We start from the raw sequence: 14,397 nt of genomic DNA on the forward strand, positions 1-14,397 counted from the left end.
TGTTGTGCAATTGGCACAGATTGCTCACAAACAACTACAACAACTGTTTCGCCTGTCGTCTGATCGACTGTTGCCTTCGGTCTGACAGACCTTCCTTTGAAACCTGCAGGAAGTGGCGAAAGTTAACGGCCAAGGGGTCGCTGTTGAAAAATTGCCTGTTCATCGCCGGTCCCGGGGGACTCCTCGAACAACACCTGCGAGCCCGTCAGCGGCAAACCGCCCCGGATCGACTGCCGCTGCAAGCGTTTCCGGCTGGCGAGACCGCGACTTCGGAATGGACACCGATTATCCGCAGCGTCGATTTGGCCATCACGGAGCGCGCCCCATGACTCGACTACTGGTGGAATGCACCCACGTTTTCAACCACCCCAAGCTCAATTCCGGTATTCAGCGGGTGGTACGCAACGTCATCAACAAGCTGCCGCCGAGCACGGACGGTGTCGAGTGCATGCCGGTGATCTTGCTCAATGGTCAGCTGTATCGGGTCACGCGCCTGGCGCCTCTGGACACGCCGGTGTTCAACGCCCTGGCAACCTTTGGCGATCGCGTGGAACGGCTGGCCCATCGCTTCTGGCAATGGCAGCAACGGCTCGACGCGCAATGCACATCGAAGCTGGCGCGACGGCTGCTGTATGTCGGCTATCGTGCCACTGCATTCGCCGCGTTCAGTGTGCCGATGCGGGTGTTCCGGCGCATAAGCCGGTTCCAGTTGCTCAAGCGCTGCACCCCGTTGCAACACCAACCGGACGATCAATTGGTGCTGCTCGACTCCTCTTGGCATTCGGATTTCTTCCCCCACGTCGAAAAACTCAAACGTGAAGGCGTCGGCCTCATTGCGGTGATTTACGACCTGATCCCGCTCAAGCACCCGCATTTCTATGAATCACGACCGGCGCAGGTGTTCAGTGAGTGGTTCGACTGGATCTGCCGCACGGCTGACGGCTACATGGCGATTTCCGCCACCGTACGCGATGAAGTGCGTGAAGAACTGCAGCGCCGGATCGGCACCGAGCAGAGCGAAAAGCGCTGGTTCGACTATTTCCATTTGGGTTCGGAGCTGGACCTGCGCAGTTCGGACGCCGCCGTCGATCCTGCGTTGCAACGGGTATTCGAGAGTGCCGAGCCCGTCTTCCTGATGGTCAGCACCATCGAGCCGCGCAAGAACCACGCTTACCTGCTGAACGCTTTCGAGCGCGCCTGGGCCAACGGCTCCAAGGCCAGGCTGTGCATCGCCGGGCACGTCGGCTGGAAGTGCGACGAGTTGCTCGCCCGTATTCGCCACCACCCGCAATTGAACCAGCGTCTGTTCATGTTCAACAACCTGAGCGACACCAGCCTGGAGCATGCCTACGCTCATGCCAGCTCCCTGGTATTCCCTTCGGTTGTCGAAGGGTTTGGCTTGCCACTGGTGGAGGCCATGCAGCGTGGCTTGCCGGCGATGGGCAGTGACATCCCGGTATTCCGCGAGATTGGCGGCGAGTTCATGGCCTATTTTGACCTGCGTGATCCGCGTAGCCTCACAGAGCTGATCATTACCTTTGAACGCAGCGGCCAGTTCCCTGCCAGCCGCGATGTCCGCAACTGGCGCTGGATCGATTGGCGCCAGGCCAGTCAGCAATTGGTCGAGCGCAGTGCACACCGTGTGCTGAAGGTACCGGCAGCACACGGCAGCGCCATCGCGGCGGACAGCGGTGAGTCGGCAGCCACGCTGCCGCTGAAACCTGAATACCCGATGCTCCGCCCAGCCGTCTCGGGGTCTGCATCACACCACTGGTGAAAGCGTTTCATCGCGTCTGCGCGAACGAATGAACAAGCCTGCGCCCCATCCAGCGGCGCAGGCTGTTGCGTGCTACCAGAGAACGACCGTTGCCAACACCTGTCGCCACGCGCCGGCGCCATTCTGCTTCACAGGTCCAGCACCAACGGCTGTGCACTCTGCGCCGGCACCGCACAACAAATCAGCACCTGCCCCTCTTCCGGAATCTCCGCTGGCGGCTGTGGATAATTCACTGCGCCACTGATCAGCCGGGTCTTGCAGGTACCGCATGAGCCACCCCGGCAACTGAACTCCGGGCGCAGTCCGCGACTTTCCGCCAGCTCCAGCAAGCTGCCGCTGTCCGGTTGCCAGCGCGCCTCTTTGGCCGAGCGCTCAAAGACCACCGGCACTGACGTTGTTGCCGCCGGCGGCTGCTCGATGACGATCGCGTCCGGATCCCGCTGGCGTACGAGCGTCGACGGGCCGAAAGTTTCCGCATGAATCCGCGCATCGCGCACATCCAGTTCACGCAGGTTGTCGTACAGGCCCTGAGTAAAACTGCCAGGGCCACACAGCACGAAGTCGATCTGATCGTAGTCCTCGACCTCCAGCAGATTGCGCAGTAACGCACCGTCGATGCGTCCGTGCCGATCAAAATCCTCGCCCAGGTCGGCATCGTCTTCCGGCTGGCTGAGCAAACGCATCACCTGCACCGCATCGCCCGCCTTCTCCAGCAACTGATTCAGCTCCTTGCGAAACGGCTGGTCTGCGAGACTGCGCGAACTCTGCAATAACCACGTCGGGCGAATCCTGCGGGTACGCAGGCCTTGATAAACCACCTCGCGCAGCATCGACAGCAACGGCGTAATGCCGACGCCCGCCGCCAACAGCACCAAGGGCCGGCGTTCCAGCGGCGCCACGGTGAAATGCCCCTGCGGCGCGCGCGCCTCCAGCACATCACCGACGCGAATCTGTTCATGCAAATGGGTCGAGACCCGGCCTTCACGCTTCACGCTGATGCGATAGAAACCGTCCGACGGCGCGCTCGACAAGCTGTAGGTGCGGATATGCACCTCGCCATCGAGGGTAAAGCGCAGTGGCAAATGCTGGCCGGCGAGAAATACCGGTAAACCGGCACCATCCGTCGGCTCCAGATAGATGGAGCGAATGTGGCGGCTTTCCGCTTCGATTTTCGCCACCCGCAGTGGTCGCCATTGGTTGCCCAGAGCCTGCGCCTGCAAACGGGCATCCGCCTCGGCCCAGTTGCCGGTCAACAGGCTGTTGGGCGACATCCCGTCGAAGCGCCAGCGCAGAGCCAGGGCTGCCGGGCGCCGCACCAGTTTCTCCACTTCAAATGTCCACAACCGCTCCGCGCCTTGAAAAGCCTCGATCTGCGGGCCTTCAAGGATGATCTCGGTGCGTCCGCTCAGTTGCAGTACATCGCCTGTGGAAAAGTCGATGAACAACAGACCGGCCTTGGGATTGAGCAGCAGATTGCCCAAGGTGTTGAAGTGCAGGTTGCCGGCAAAATCGGGAATGGTCAGGCGATTGCCCTCCACCCGCACGAAACCGGGCTGGCCGCCACGGTGGGAAACATCCACCGCACGCTGGCCGTCGGCATCCACATAACTGGCGACGAAAAACGTGTCGGCGCTGGCGATCAGCGCCACCGCGGCGTCATCCAGCGCCGCCAGATGCCGGGCCGGTCGCGAGGCCGGATCGGCCAGCGGCACCCGTTGAAACTGGCGCAACTGAATGTATTGCGGACAGTTGCCAAAGGCCTGATCCACCGTCAACTCGAATCCGTCAGGCGCAAGATTGGCCACATGCCCGTTGAGGCGATTGCGCCGCCGGGTATGCAGTTCGATGCCGAGCAAGCCGACAGGCTCGCCGTCAGCCAGTTGCGCCGGATCATCAGCAGCCGGCAGGCTGGAAAACCTCAGGTGCTGCGGATCAGGCGAGCGGGCAAATCCCGGCGCCCCTTCGAGCACACTGGCCCAGGGACGACCGTCGGCATCGACCGCGCCGAACAGCATGAAGGGCAGTTGCTGATAGAACTCACGGTGCTGATCCGGCATCCAGGTGCGAATCACCTTGCGTCCGAACGCCTCCATACGCTCGGCAACACCCACCTTTTCTTGCAGTTGCCGCTCGCCAGCGTGCCACGGTGAACGTTCCATCACGACCTCCCTTGCGCGCTGCTCGCGCAGTGTGGATCAAGAAAATCAGACTGCGGTTTGCAGTCCGGCAACGGTGCGCGGCATGCCGACAAAACCGGGCAACGCTTCGATCCGGGCCAGCCAGGCGCGCACGTTGCCATAGTCGTCCAGCGACACATTGCCTTCCGGTGCATGGGCGATGTAGCTGTAGGCCGCTACGTCGGCGATGGTTGGCTCGCTGCCCGCCAGATACGGCGTCTTGCCCAACTCGCTGTCCATCACTTTGAGCAAATTGTGCGAACGCTCGATCAGTTCGTCGGCATTGAGTTTCGCCCCGAATACCGTGATCAGCCGTGCAGCCGCCGGGCCAAACGCAATCGGGCCCGCCGCGACCGACAACCAGCGCTGCACCCGTGCAGCACCGACCGGATCGGCTGGCAACCAACGGCCGTTGCCGTACTTGTGCGCCAGATACACCAGAATCGCGTTGGAATCGGCCAGTACCACGCCGTTGTCATCAATCGCCGGCACCTGGCCGAAACTGTTGATGGCCAGGTAGGGCGCCTGTTTGTGCTCACCTTTCGCCAGATCGACGAGGATCAGCTCGGTAGGCAGTTGCAACAGGGACAGCATCAATTCGACCCGGTGGGCGTGGCCGGAACGGGGGAAGTTATAGAGTTTGATCGCTTGCATGGTCGACTCCGCTGGACAGTGGCGCCGTTACGGGAATGACAGCGCCGATGGGAGTCATCTTCCACCTATCGGTAAAACTACAGAATAACCAGCAAATGCAATCAATTATTTCAGCATACGCAATAGTGCCGGGTGTTCGCGCAGGGCGTTGACCGCGAAGTCGACGAAACTGCGTATGCGCGCGGGGGCCTTGCGCCCGCCTTGGTAGACCACGTGGATCGGTAATGGCGGCAATTCGAATTCGGCGAGGACAATTTCCAGCTCACCTGCGGCCACCTTGCTCGCCACTTGATAGGACAGCACCCGGGTCAACCCCAGCCCCAGACATGCTGCAGCGATCGCGGCCTGATTGGCGGTGACCACCAAACGCGGCTCCGGACGCACAACCAGCGACTCGCCGCGCTCAAGAAACGGCCAACTGCGCGTCTGGCCAGTGGCGGACGTCGCCACCACCGGTAAGCCTGCCAGCGCCTGGGGATGTCGGGGACGGCCATGTTCGGCGAGAAATTGCGGCGAGCCGCACACCACCCGACGTACCTCTCCCACCCGAATCGCATGCTGATTGCTGTCCGGCAGCTCACCGATGCGCACCGCCACATCAATCCCCTCCTCGACCATGTTCACCACCCGGTCGAGCAGCAAGGCATTGATCGAAACGTCCGGATACTGCGCCAGATACCCGGCCATCACTGGCGTGACAAACAACTCGCCGAACAATACCGGCGCCGTCACCGTCAGTTGCCCACGGGGCTCGGCGTGGCTGCCGGCGGCGGAATCCTCGGCCTCCTGCACTTCGGCGAGAATCCTGCGGCAGTCTTCCAGGTAACGCTGACCGGCTTCAGTGAGATGGACTGTGCGCGTCGTGCGAACCAGCAATTGCGTACCGATCCGTTGTTCCAGTGCCGCGACTGCGCGCGTGATGCTGGCGGCCGAAACTCCAAGACGCCGTGCCGCCGCCGAGAAGCCTTGCTCTTGCGCAACGGTGGCGAAGGTGTGCATTTCCTGGAAACGATCCATGGGTCGACTCTCGCTTGAAAATCAAACGATCACAGCCTGCGGCAGTACCTACAGGGTGAACGCCAATACCTTGTAGGAGCTGTCGCAGGCTGCGAATTTTTCCGCTATCTCAACTGTGGATAACTTATTCCACGGTCACCGACTTCGCCAGGTTGCGCGGCTGGTCGACGTCCGTCCCTTTGAGCACGGCGACGTAGTACGACAGCAATTGCAGCGGGATGGTGTAGAGAATCGGCGAAAGGATGTCGTGGATGTGCGGCATCTGCACCACGTGGGTGCCTTCGCCGTTGGTCATCCCGGCCTTCTCGTCGGCGAACACGATCAGTTCGCCGCCACGGGCACGGACTTCCTGCAGGTTGGATTTGAGCTTCTCCAGCAGTTCGTTGTTCGGCGCCACGGTGACCACCGGCATGTCGTTATCCACCAGCGCCAGCGGGCCGTGTTTCAGTTCACCGGCCGGATAGGCTTCGGCGTGAATGTAGGAGATTTCCTTGAGTTTCAGCGCACCTTCCATCGCCACCGGGAATTGCGCGCCACGGCCGAGGAACAGGGTGTGGTTCTTCTCGGCGAACAGTTCGGCGATTTTTTCCACCGTGCTGTCCATCGCCAGTGCTTCACCCAAGCGGGTTGGCAGGCGACGCAGTTCTTCCACCAGACGGGCTTCAACGCCCTTGGCCAGGGTGCCGCGCACCTGACCCAACGACAGGGTCAGCAGCAACAGACCGACCAGTTGCGTGGTGAAGGCTTTGGTCGAGGCCACGCCGATTTCGCGGCCGGCCTGGGTCAGCAGAGTCAGGTCGGATTCACGCACCAGCGAACTGATGCCGACGTTGCAGATCGCCAGGCTGGCGAGGAACCCCAGCTCCTTGGCATTACGCAGCGCGGCCAGGGTGTCGGCGGTTTCGCCGGACTGCGAGATAGTGACGAACAGGGTGTTCGGCTGCACCACCACTTTGCGGTAACGGAATTCGCTGGCAACTTCGACCTGGCACGGAATCCCGGCCAGTTCTTCGAGCCAGTAACGGGCAACCATACCGGCGTGGTAGCTGGTGCCGCAGGCCACAATCTGCACGTTGCGCACTTTGGCGAACAGCTCGGCGGCTTGCGGGCCAAAGGCCTGTACCAGCACTTGATCATGGCTCAGGCGACCTTCGAGCGTGCGCTGAACCACCGTCGGTTGCTCGTGGATTTCCTTGAGCATGTAGTGGCGGAACTCACCCTTGTCGGCGGCCTCGGCACCGTCGCTGTACTGCACGGTCTGGCGCTCGACGGCAGTACCGTTTACATCCCAGATCTGCACGTTATCGCGGCGAATTTCGGCGATATCGCCTTCTTCCAGGTACATGAAACGGTCGGTGACCTGACGCAGCGCCAGTTGATCGGAGGCGAGGAAGTTCTCACCCAGCCCCAGGCCGATCACCAACGGGCTGCCACTGCGCGCAGCGACCAGACGATCCGGTTGTTGTGCATTGATCACCGCCAGACCATAAGCGCCGTGCAGTTCCTTGACCGTGGCTTTGAGCGCGACGGTCAGGTCCGGTTGATCCTTGAGTTTGTGGCTGAGCAAATGCGCGATGACTTCGGTGTCAGTGTCCGAGGTGAATACATAACCCAGCGCTTTGAGTTGTTCACGCAGGGCTTCATGGTTCTCGATGATGCCGTTGTGCACCACCGCGATATCGCCGGAGAAATGTGGGTGAGCGTTACGTTCGCAGGGCGCACCGTGGGTGGCCCAGCGGGTGTGGGCGATGCCGAGGCGACCGACCAGCGGATGCTCGGCCAGTGCGGTTTCAAGCTCGCTGACTTTGCCCGGACGGCGCATCCGCTCAAGGCTTGCGTCATTGGTGTACACCGCCACACCAGCGCTGTCATAGCCGCGGTATTCGAGGCGCTTGAGACCTTCGAGCAGGATGGCGGTGATATTACGTTCAGCAACTGCGCCGACAATTCCACACATGCTTATTTCTCCTGACTGACAGCCGCGCAAATCACGGTGATACCGCGGGCCTGAATCTGATCGCGTGCATCGTTAGGCAGGCGATCATCGGTAATTAGGGTATGGACGCTGCTCCAGGGCAGCTCCAGATTGGGGATCTTGCGGCCGATCTTGTCGGCCTCGACCATCACGATGACTTCCCGCGCCACTTCCGCCATTACCCGGCTCAGCCCCAGCAGTTCATTGAAGGTCGTCGTGCCGCGTACCAGATCAATACCGTCGGCGCCGATGAACAACTGGTCGAAGTCGTAAGAGCGTAGTACCTGCTCGGCGACCTGGCCCTGAAAGGACTCCGAATGCGGATCCCAGGTGCCGCCGGTCATCAACAGCACCGGCTCGTGCTCGAGTTCACTCAAGGCGTTGGCAACGTGGAGGGAATTGGTCATGACCACCAGACCCGGCTGCTGGCCGAGTTCGGGGATCATCGCGGCGGTGGTACTGCCGCTGTCGATGATGATGCGTGCGTGTTCGCGAATGCGCTTGACCGCCGCCCGGGCAATCGCCTGTTTATATTTGGAAACGCTCTGGGCAGTTTCTGCCACCAGCTCTTGCGGCATGGTGATCGCCCCGCCGTAACGACGAAGCAACAAGCCGTGGCTCTCCAGTGCGGCCAGATCCTTGCGAATCGTAACTTCTGAGGTTTCGAAGCGCTTGGCCAATTCGTCCACACTGACTTCGCCCTGCTCGTTGAGCAAGGCGAGGATGTTGTGACGGCGCTGGGGCGTGTTGCGTTTCGACATGGCGATATAAGTTTCGATTCGAAAGATAACGGAAGTAATCAAAACCTATCGGCCCTGAATCGTCAAGCAGGCACTCAATAAATATTCTGTGGATAAAAGCATTGCGGGCAAGCCCGCTCCCACCTGGATTCGCTGTGTGTTGAAGATCTGTCCTTCAACACGAATCCTGTGGGAGCGGGCTTGCCCGCGATGGCACTCGAACGGCCTGTGTATAACTCAGCTTTTCTTGATCTTCTCCGGCCGCTTCCAGCCGTCGATGTTCCTCTGGCGAGCACGACCGACCGCCAACTGCACGTTATCCACATTTTGGGTAATCGTCGAACCGGCAGCAGTGGTTGCACCGTCAGAGATATCCACAGGCGCGACCAACGAGTTATTGGAGCCGATGAACACATCGGCACCCAACACGGTTTTCCACTTGTTGGCGCCGTCGTAATTGCAGGTGATGGTGCCGGCGCCGATGTTGGTGCGTGCACCGATGTCGGCATCACCCAGATAGGTCAGGTGACCGGCCTTGGCGCCCTCGCCCATGTGGGCATTTTTCAGTTCGACAAAGTTACCCACATGCGCGCGCGCTTCAAGCACGGTGCCTGGACGCAGACGTGCAAACGGGCCGGCATCACTGCCCTCGCCCATAACAGCACCTTCGATATGACTATTGGCCTTGATCACCACGCCTTTGCGCAGGGTGCTGTCCTTGATCACGCAGTTCGGGCCGATCACCACATCGTCTTCGATGACAACGTTGCCTTCGAGGATCACGTTGATGTCGATCAGCACGTCGCGACCGACGGTCACTTCGCCACGCACATCAAAGCGCGCCGGGTCGCGCAGCGTCACGCCTTGCGCCATCAACCGACGGCCAGCGCGCAACTGGTAATGACGCTCCAGCTCGGCCAGTTGCCTGCGGTCGTTGGCGCCCTGCACTTCCATCGGGTCGTGCGGTTGTTCGGTGGCCACGACCAGACCATCGCTGACCGCCATTTCGATCACGTCGGTCAGGTAATACTCGCCCTGGGCATTGTTGTTCGACAGTCGACTCATCCAGTCGGCCAGACGGTTGGCCGGCACGGCGAGGATGCCGGTGTTGCCTTCAGTGATCGCGCGCTGCGCTTCGCTGGCATCCTTGTGCTCAACGATGGCCGCCACCTTGCCGTCGGCGTCCCGCACGATACGGCCGTAGCCGGTCGGGTCATCCAGTTCGACGGTGAGCAAGCCCATCTGTCCAGGCACGACGTGCCTGAGCAGACGTTGCAGGGTTTCGACTTCGATCAGCGGCACGTCGCCGTACAGAATCAGAACGGTATCCGCGCTGATGAACGGCACCGCCTGCGCGGTGGCATGACCGGTACCCAGTTGCTTGTCCTGCAGGACAAAATTCAGATCGTCGGCGGCCAGACGCTCACGGACCACATCGGCACCATGGCCGATGACCACATGGATGCGCTGTGGATCGAGTTGCCGGGCGCTGTGGATAACATGCCCCAGCATGGAGTTGCCGGCAATCGGGTGCAGCACCTTCGGCAGCGCCGAACGCATGCGGGTGCCTTGACCGGCCGCGAGGATAACGATTTCGAGAGACATGACTGGCTACCAATCCTGGGTGGTCAGCAACTGCGACCGGGTTCTGGGAATTCGGAAAAGAAAAAAGGGTAGCCGAGGCTACCCTTTTTTATCAATCGCACAACAAGCGGCTGACGGATTAACCGCCAAACTTCTTGCGGATCTGCTGGACGGTGCGCAGCTGAGCTGCAGCCTCGGCCAGACGTGCGGACGCAGCTCCGTAATCGAAATCTGCGCTCTTCTCGTGCAGAGCAGCCTCGGCAGCCTTGAGAGCTGCTTGAGCCTGAGCTTCATCCAGGTCGGCGGCACGTTGCACGGTATCGGCAAGCACCTTGACCATGTTCGGCTGAACCTCGAGGAAACCACCGGAGATGTAGAACACCTCGGCTTCCCCGCCTTGCTTGATCAGGCGGATCGGACCTGGCTTCAGATTAGTGATCAGCGGCGCGTGACCCAGAGCGATACCAAGATCACCCAGTGCACCGTGCGCAATCACCATCTCGACCAAGCCGGAAAAGATTTCCCCTTCCGCGCTGACGATATCGCAATGGACTGTCATAGCCATCTGATTGCCTCAACCTAAATTAGCGCCCGTTGCCGGGCGCCGGGATTACAGTTTCTTGGCTTTCTCGATCGCTTCTTCGATGCCGCCAACCATGTAGAACGCTTGTTCTGGCAGGTGGTCGTAGTCACCGTTGAGGATGCCTTTGAAGCCAGCAATGGTGTCTTTCAGGGAAACGTATTTACCCGATGCACCGGTGAAGACTTCAGCCACGAAGAACGGCTGCGACAAGAAGCGCTGGATCTTACGAGCACGGTTTACCAACTGCTTGTCGGCTTCCGACAGCTCGTCCATACCCAGGATCGCGATGATGTCCTTCAGCTCTTTGTAACGTTGCAGAACGTACTGAACGCCGCGAGCGGTGTCGTAGTGGTCCTGGCCGATTACGTTCGGGTCCAGCTGGCGCGAAGTCGAATCCAGTGGATCTACCGCTGGGTAGATACCCAGGGAAGCGATGTCACGGGACAGAACGACGGTGGCGTCCAAGTGGGCGAAGGTGGTCGCTGGCGACGGGTCGGTCAAGTCGTCCGCAGGTACGTATACCGCTTGGATCGAGGTGATCGAACCTTCCTTGGTCGAAGTGATACGTTCTTGCAGAACGCCCATCTCTTCAGCCAGGGTCGGCTGGTAACCTACTGCCGAAGGCATACGGCCCAGCAGTGCGGATACTTCGGTACCGGCCAGGGTGTAACGATAGATGTTGTCGACGAACAGCAGAACGTCGTTACCTTCGTCACGGAACTTCTCGGCCATGGTCAGGCCGGTCAGAGCTACGCGCAGACGGTTTCCCGGCGGCTCGTTCATCTGACCGTAAACCAGTGCCACTTTGTCCAGAACGTTGGAGTCCTTCATCTCGTGGTAGAAGTCGTTACCCTCACGAGTACGCTCACCCACACCGGCGAACACGGAATAACCGCTGTGCTCGATGGCGATGTTACGGATCAGTTCCATCATGTTTACGGTTTTGCCTACACCGGCACCACCGAACAGACCGACTTTACCGCCTTTGGCGAACGGGCAAACCAGGTCGATAACCTTGATGCCGGTTTCCAGCAGGTCGTTGCCGCCTGCTTGCTCAGCGAACGAAGGCGCTGGACGGTGAATGCCCCAACGCTCTTCGGTGTCGATCGGGCCAGCTTCGTCGATCGGGTTGCCGAGGACGTCCATGATCCGGCCCAGGGTCGCTTTACCGACCGGTACGGAGATGGCTGCGCCAGAGTCGGTAACTTCCAGACCGCGCTTCAAGCCCTCGGTGGAACCCATCGCAATGGTGCGAACCACGCCGTCGCCCAGCTGCTGCTGAACTTCCAGAGTGGTTGCGGCCGCGCTTTGTACAGTCAGCGCGTTGTAGATGCTCGGTACGCTGTCGCGTGGAAATTCCACGTCGATAACGGCGCCGATGATTTGAACGATACGTCCGCTACTCATAGCTGGATCCTCTGAATATTTGAACCGTTAAACCGCGGCAGCGCCGCCGACGATTTCCGAGATCTCTTGGGTGATCGCAGCCTGACGCGCCTTGTTGTAGATCAGCTGCAAATCGCTGATCAAATCACCGGCGTTGTCGGTAGCGTTCTTCATCGCGATCATCCGCGCAGCTTGTTCAGCCGCGTTGTTCTCGACCACCGCCTGGTAGACCTGCGACTCAACGTAGCGGACCATCAAGCCGTCAAGCAGCTCTTTGGCATCCGGTTCGTAGAGATAGTCCCAGTGGTGCTTGAGATCCTGATCCGGGGTAGCCACCAGTGGAATCAACTGCTCCACGGTAGGCTGCTGCGTCATGGTGTTGATGAACTTGTTGGATACCACGGACAGGCGGTCAATACGGCCGTCCAGGTAGGCATCCAGCATCACCTTGACGCTGCCGATCAGATCATTGATCGACGGCTCTTCACCCAGGTGGCTGATAGCTGCAACGACGTTACCGCCGAAGTTGCGGAAAAAGGCCGCACCCTTGCTACCAACGACACACAGATCAATCTCGACGCCGTTTTCGCGGTTTACCGCCATGTCCTTGACCAGGGCCTTGAACAGGTTGGTGTTCAAGCCGCCGCACAAACCACGGTCACTGCTCACAACGACATAACCGACACGCTTGATGGCGCGGTCGATCATGAACGGGTGGCGGTATTCCGGGTTGGCGTTGGCCAGATGCCCAATTACCTGGCGGATACGTTCCGCATAAGGACGGCTAGCAGCCATGCGCATTTGTGCCTTGCGCATTTTGCTGACCGCCACTTTTTCCATGGCGCTGGTAATCTTTTGCGTGCTTTTGATGCTCGCAATCTTACTGCGAATCTCTTTTGCGCCTGCCATGTAACACCTATCAGGTTAGCAAGCGGGAGCCTCGCGGCTCCCGCTGCGGCTTACCAGGTTTGGGTGGCCTTGAACTTCTCGATACCGGCTTTCATGCCAGCGTCGATTTCGTCATTGAAGTCACCTTTAACGTTGATCTTCGCCATCAAATCGGCGTGATCGCGGTTGAAGAAAGCAATCAGCGCTTGTTCGAAGCTGCCGATCTTGGCGATTTCAACGTCAGTCAGGAACCCACGCTCAGCGGCATACAGCGACAGCGCCATGTCAGCGATCGACATTGGTGCGTATTGCTTCTGCTTCATCAGCTCGGTAACGCGCTGACCATGCTCAAGTTGCTTGCGGGTCGCTTCGTCCAGGTCAGAAGCGAACTGGGCGAATGCCGCCAGTTCACGGTACTGAGCCAGAGCGGTACGGATACCACCGGACAGCTTCTTGATTATCTTGGTCTGAGCGGCACCACCCACACGGGATACCGAAACACCGGCGTTCACTGCAGGGCGGATGCCCGAGTTGAACATGGCCGATTCCAGGAAGATCTGACCGTCGGTGATGGAAATCACGTTGGTCGGAACGAACGCGGAAACGTCGCCAGCCTGGGTTTCGATGATCGGCAGTGCGGTCAGGGAACCGGTTTTGCCGGTCACTGCGCCGTTGGTGAACTTCTCTACGTATTCTTCCGAAACGCGGGATGCGCGCTCCAGCAGACGGGAGTGGAGATAGAACACGTCGCCTGGGTAAGCTTCACGGCCTGGTGGACGGCGCAGCAGCAGGGAAATCTGGCGGTAAGCCACTGCTTGCTTGGACAGATCGTCATAAACGATCAGCGCGTCTTCACCGCGGTCGCGGAAGAATTCACCCATGGTGCAACCGGAGTACGGTGCCAGGAATTGCAGCGCAGGAGATTCCGAAGCACTGGCAGCCACGATGATCGTGTTGGCCAGGGCGCCGTTTTCTTCCAGCTTGCGAACCACGTTGGCGATGGTCGATTGTTTCTGACCGATGGCTACATAGACGCAGAAAATGCCGCTGTCTTTCTGGTTGATGATCGCGTCGATCGCCAGAGCGGTTTTACCGATCTGACGGTCACCGATGATCAGCTCACGCTGGCCACGGCCGACAGGGATCATGGCATCGACAGCCTTGTAGCCAGTCTGTACAGGCTGGTCTACCGACTTACGCCAGATCACGCCCGGAGCAACTTTCTCGACCGCGTCGGTCAAGGTGTTGCCCAGTGGACCTTTGCCGTCAACAGGGTTACCCAGTGCGTCGACTACGCGACCCAGCAGTTCCTTACCAACCGGAACTTCGAGGATGCGGCCGGTGCACTTGGCGCTCATGCCTTCAGCCAGAGACTGGTAAGCGCCCAGTACAACGGCACCTACGGAGTCTTGCTCCAGGTTGAGGGCCATACCGTAGACGCCGCCCGGAAACTCGATCATCTCGCCGTACATGACGTCGGCCAGACCGTGAATCCGCACGATACCGTCAGATACGCTGACGACAGTGCCTTCGTTACGGGCTTGGGAGGTCACATCGAGCTTGTCGATGCGGCCCTTGATAATTTCACTTATTTCGGAAGGATTGAGTTGCTGCAT

11 protein-coding genes are annotated in these 14,397 nt (G+C 59.9%); 1 reads left to right on the plus strand and 10 read right to left on the minus strand.

All coding sequences use genetic code 11. From position 1 onward, the window contains the following. Positions 1-325: 325 nt before the first annotated feature. Positions 326-1,777: a glycosyltransferase family 4 protein gene (locus tag ACXX9E_RS05510; RefSeq protein ID WP_458555137.1), complete on the plus strand. Its 1,452-nt coding sequence runs from the start codon at positions 326-328 to the stop codon at positions 1,775-1,777. Between the two features lie 128 nt (positions 1,778-1,905). Here ACXX9E_RS05510 and ACXX9E_RS05515 read toward each other — a convergent pair whose 3' ends face one another. From ACXX9E_RS05515 to atpA, 10 genes are all read right to left on the minus strand, one after another. Next, positions 1,906-3,936 carry a pyridoxamine 5'-phosphate oxidase family protein gene (locus ACXX9E_RS05515; RefSeq protein WP_458555138.1) on the minus strand — a complete coding sequence of 677 codons (2,031 nt, stop codon included), beginning with the start codon at positions 3,934-3,936 and terminating at the stop codon, positions 1,906-1,908. 45 nt (positions 3,937-3,981) lie between these two features. Beyond that, positions 3,982-4,608, minus strand: coding sequence for a glutathione S-transferase family protein (locus ACXX9E_RS05520; protein ID WP_186743787.1), 627 nt, complete (start codon positions 4,606-4,608; stop codon positions 3,982-3,984). Between the two features lie 105 nt (positions 4,609-4,713). Further along, a complete protein-coding gene (locus tag ACXX9E_RS05525; RefSeq protein ID WP_458555139.1) occupies positions 4,714-5,625 on the minus strand; it encodes a LysR family transcriptional regulator in 912 nt (303 codons plus the stop codon). A gap of 124 nt (positions 5,626-5,749) precedes the next feature. Next, on the minus strand, positions 5,750-7,582 hold the full coding sequence (gene glmS / locus ACXX9E_RS05530; protein ID WP_123470086.1) for a glutamine--fructose-6-phosphate transaminase (isomerizing): 1,833 nt from the start codon (positions 7,580-7,582) through the stop codon (positions 5,750-5,752). A gap of 2 nt (positions 7,583-7,584) precedes the next feature. Beyond that, positions 7,585-8,361 (minus strand): DeoR/GlpR family DNA-binding transcription regulator, encoded by a 777-nt coding sequence (locus ACXX9E_RS05535; protein ID WP_123470087.1) that lies wholly within the window; start codon positions 8,359-8,361, stop codon positions 7,585-7,587. 216 nt (positions 8,362-8,577) lie between these two features. Next, positions 8,578-9,945 (minus strand): bifunctional UDP-N-acetylglucosamine diphosphorylase/glucosamine-1-phosphate N-acetyltransferase GlmU, encoded by a 1,368-nt coding sequence (gene glmU / locus ACXX9E_RS05540; RefSeq protein ID WP_458555140.1) that lies wholly within the window; start codon positions 9,943-9,945, stop codon positions 8,578-8,580. Between the two features lie 118 nt (positions 9,946-10,063). Then, positions 10,064-10,489: a F0F1 ATP synthase subunit epsilon gene (locus tag ACXX9E_RS05545; RefSeq protein WP_007954164.1), complete on the minus strand. Its 426-nt coding sequence runs from the start codon at positions 10,487-10,489 to the stop codon at positions 10,064-10,066. A 45-nt stretch (positions 10,490-10,534) separates the two neighbouring features. Next, positions 10,535-11,914 (minus strand): F0F1 ATP synthase subunit beta, encoded by a 1,380-nt coding sequence (gene atpD / locus ACXX9E_RS05550; RefSeq protein WP_025112247.1) that lies wholly within the window; start codon positions 11,912-11,914, stop codon positions 10,535-10,537. Positions 11,915-11,941: 27 nt separating this feature from the next. After that, the gene (gene atpG, locus ACXX9E_RS05555) at positions 11,942-12,802 is read right to left on the minus strand and encodes a F0F1 ATP synthase subunit gamma (RefSeq protein ID WP_008084419.1); all 861 of its coding nucleotides are present in this window, start codon (positions 12,800-12,802) and stop codon (positions 11,942-11,944) included. Between the two features lie 50 nt (positions 12,803-12,852). Then, complete coding sequence (gene atpA / locus ACXX9E_RS05560; RefSeq protein ID WP_123470091.1) at positions 12,853-14,397, minus strand: F0F1 ATP synthase subunit alpha; 1,545 nt, start codon at positions 14,395-14,397, stop codon at positions 12,853-12,855.

It is taken from the genome of Pseudomonas sp. GNP014, from assembly GCF_054344005.1.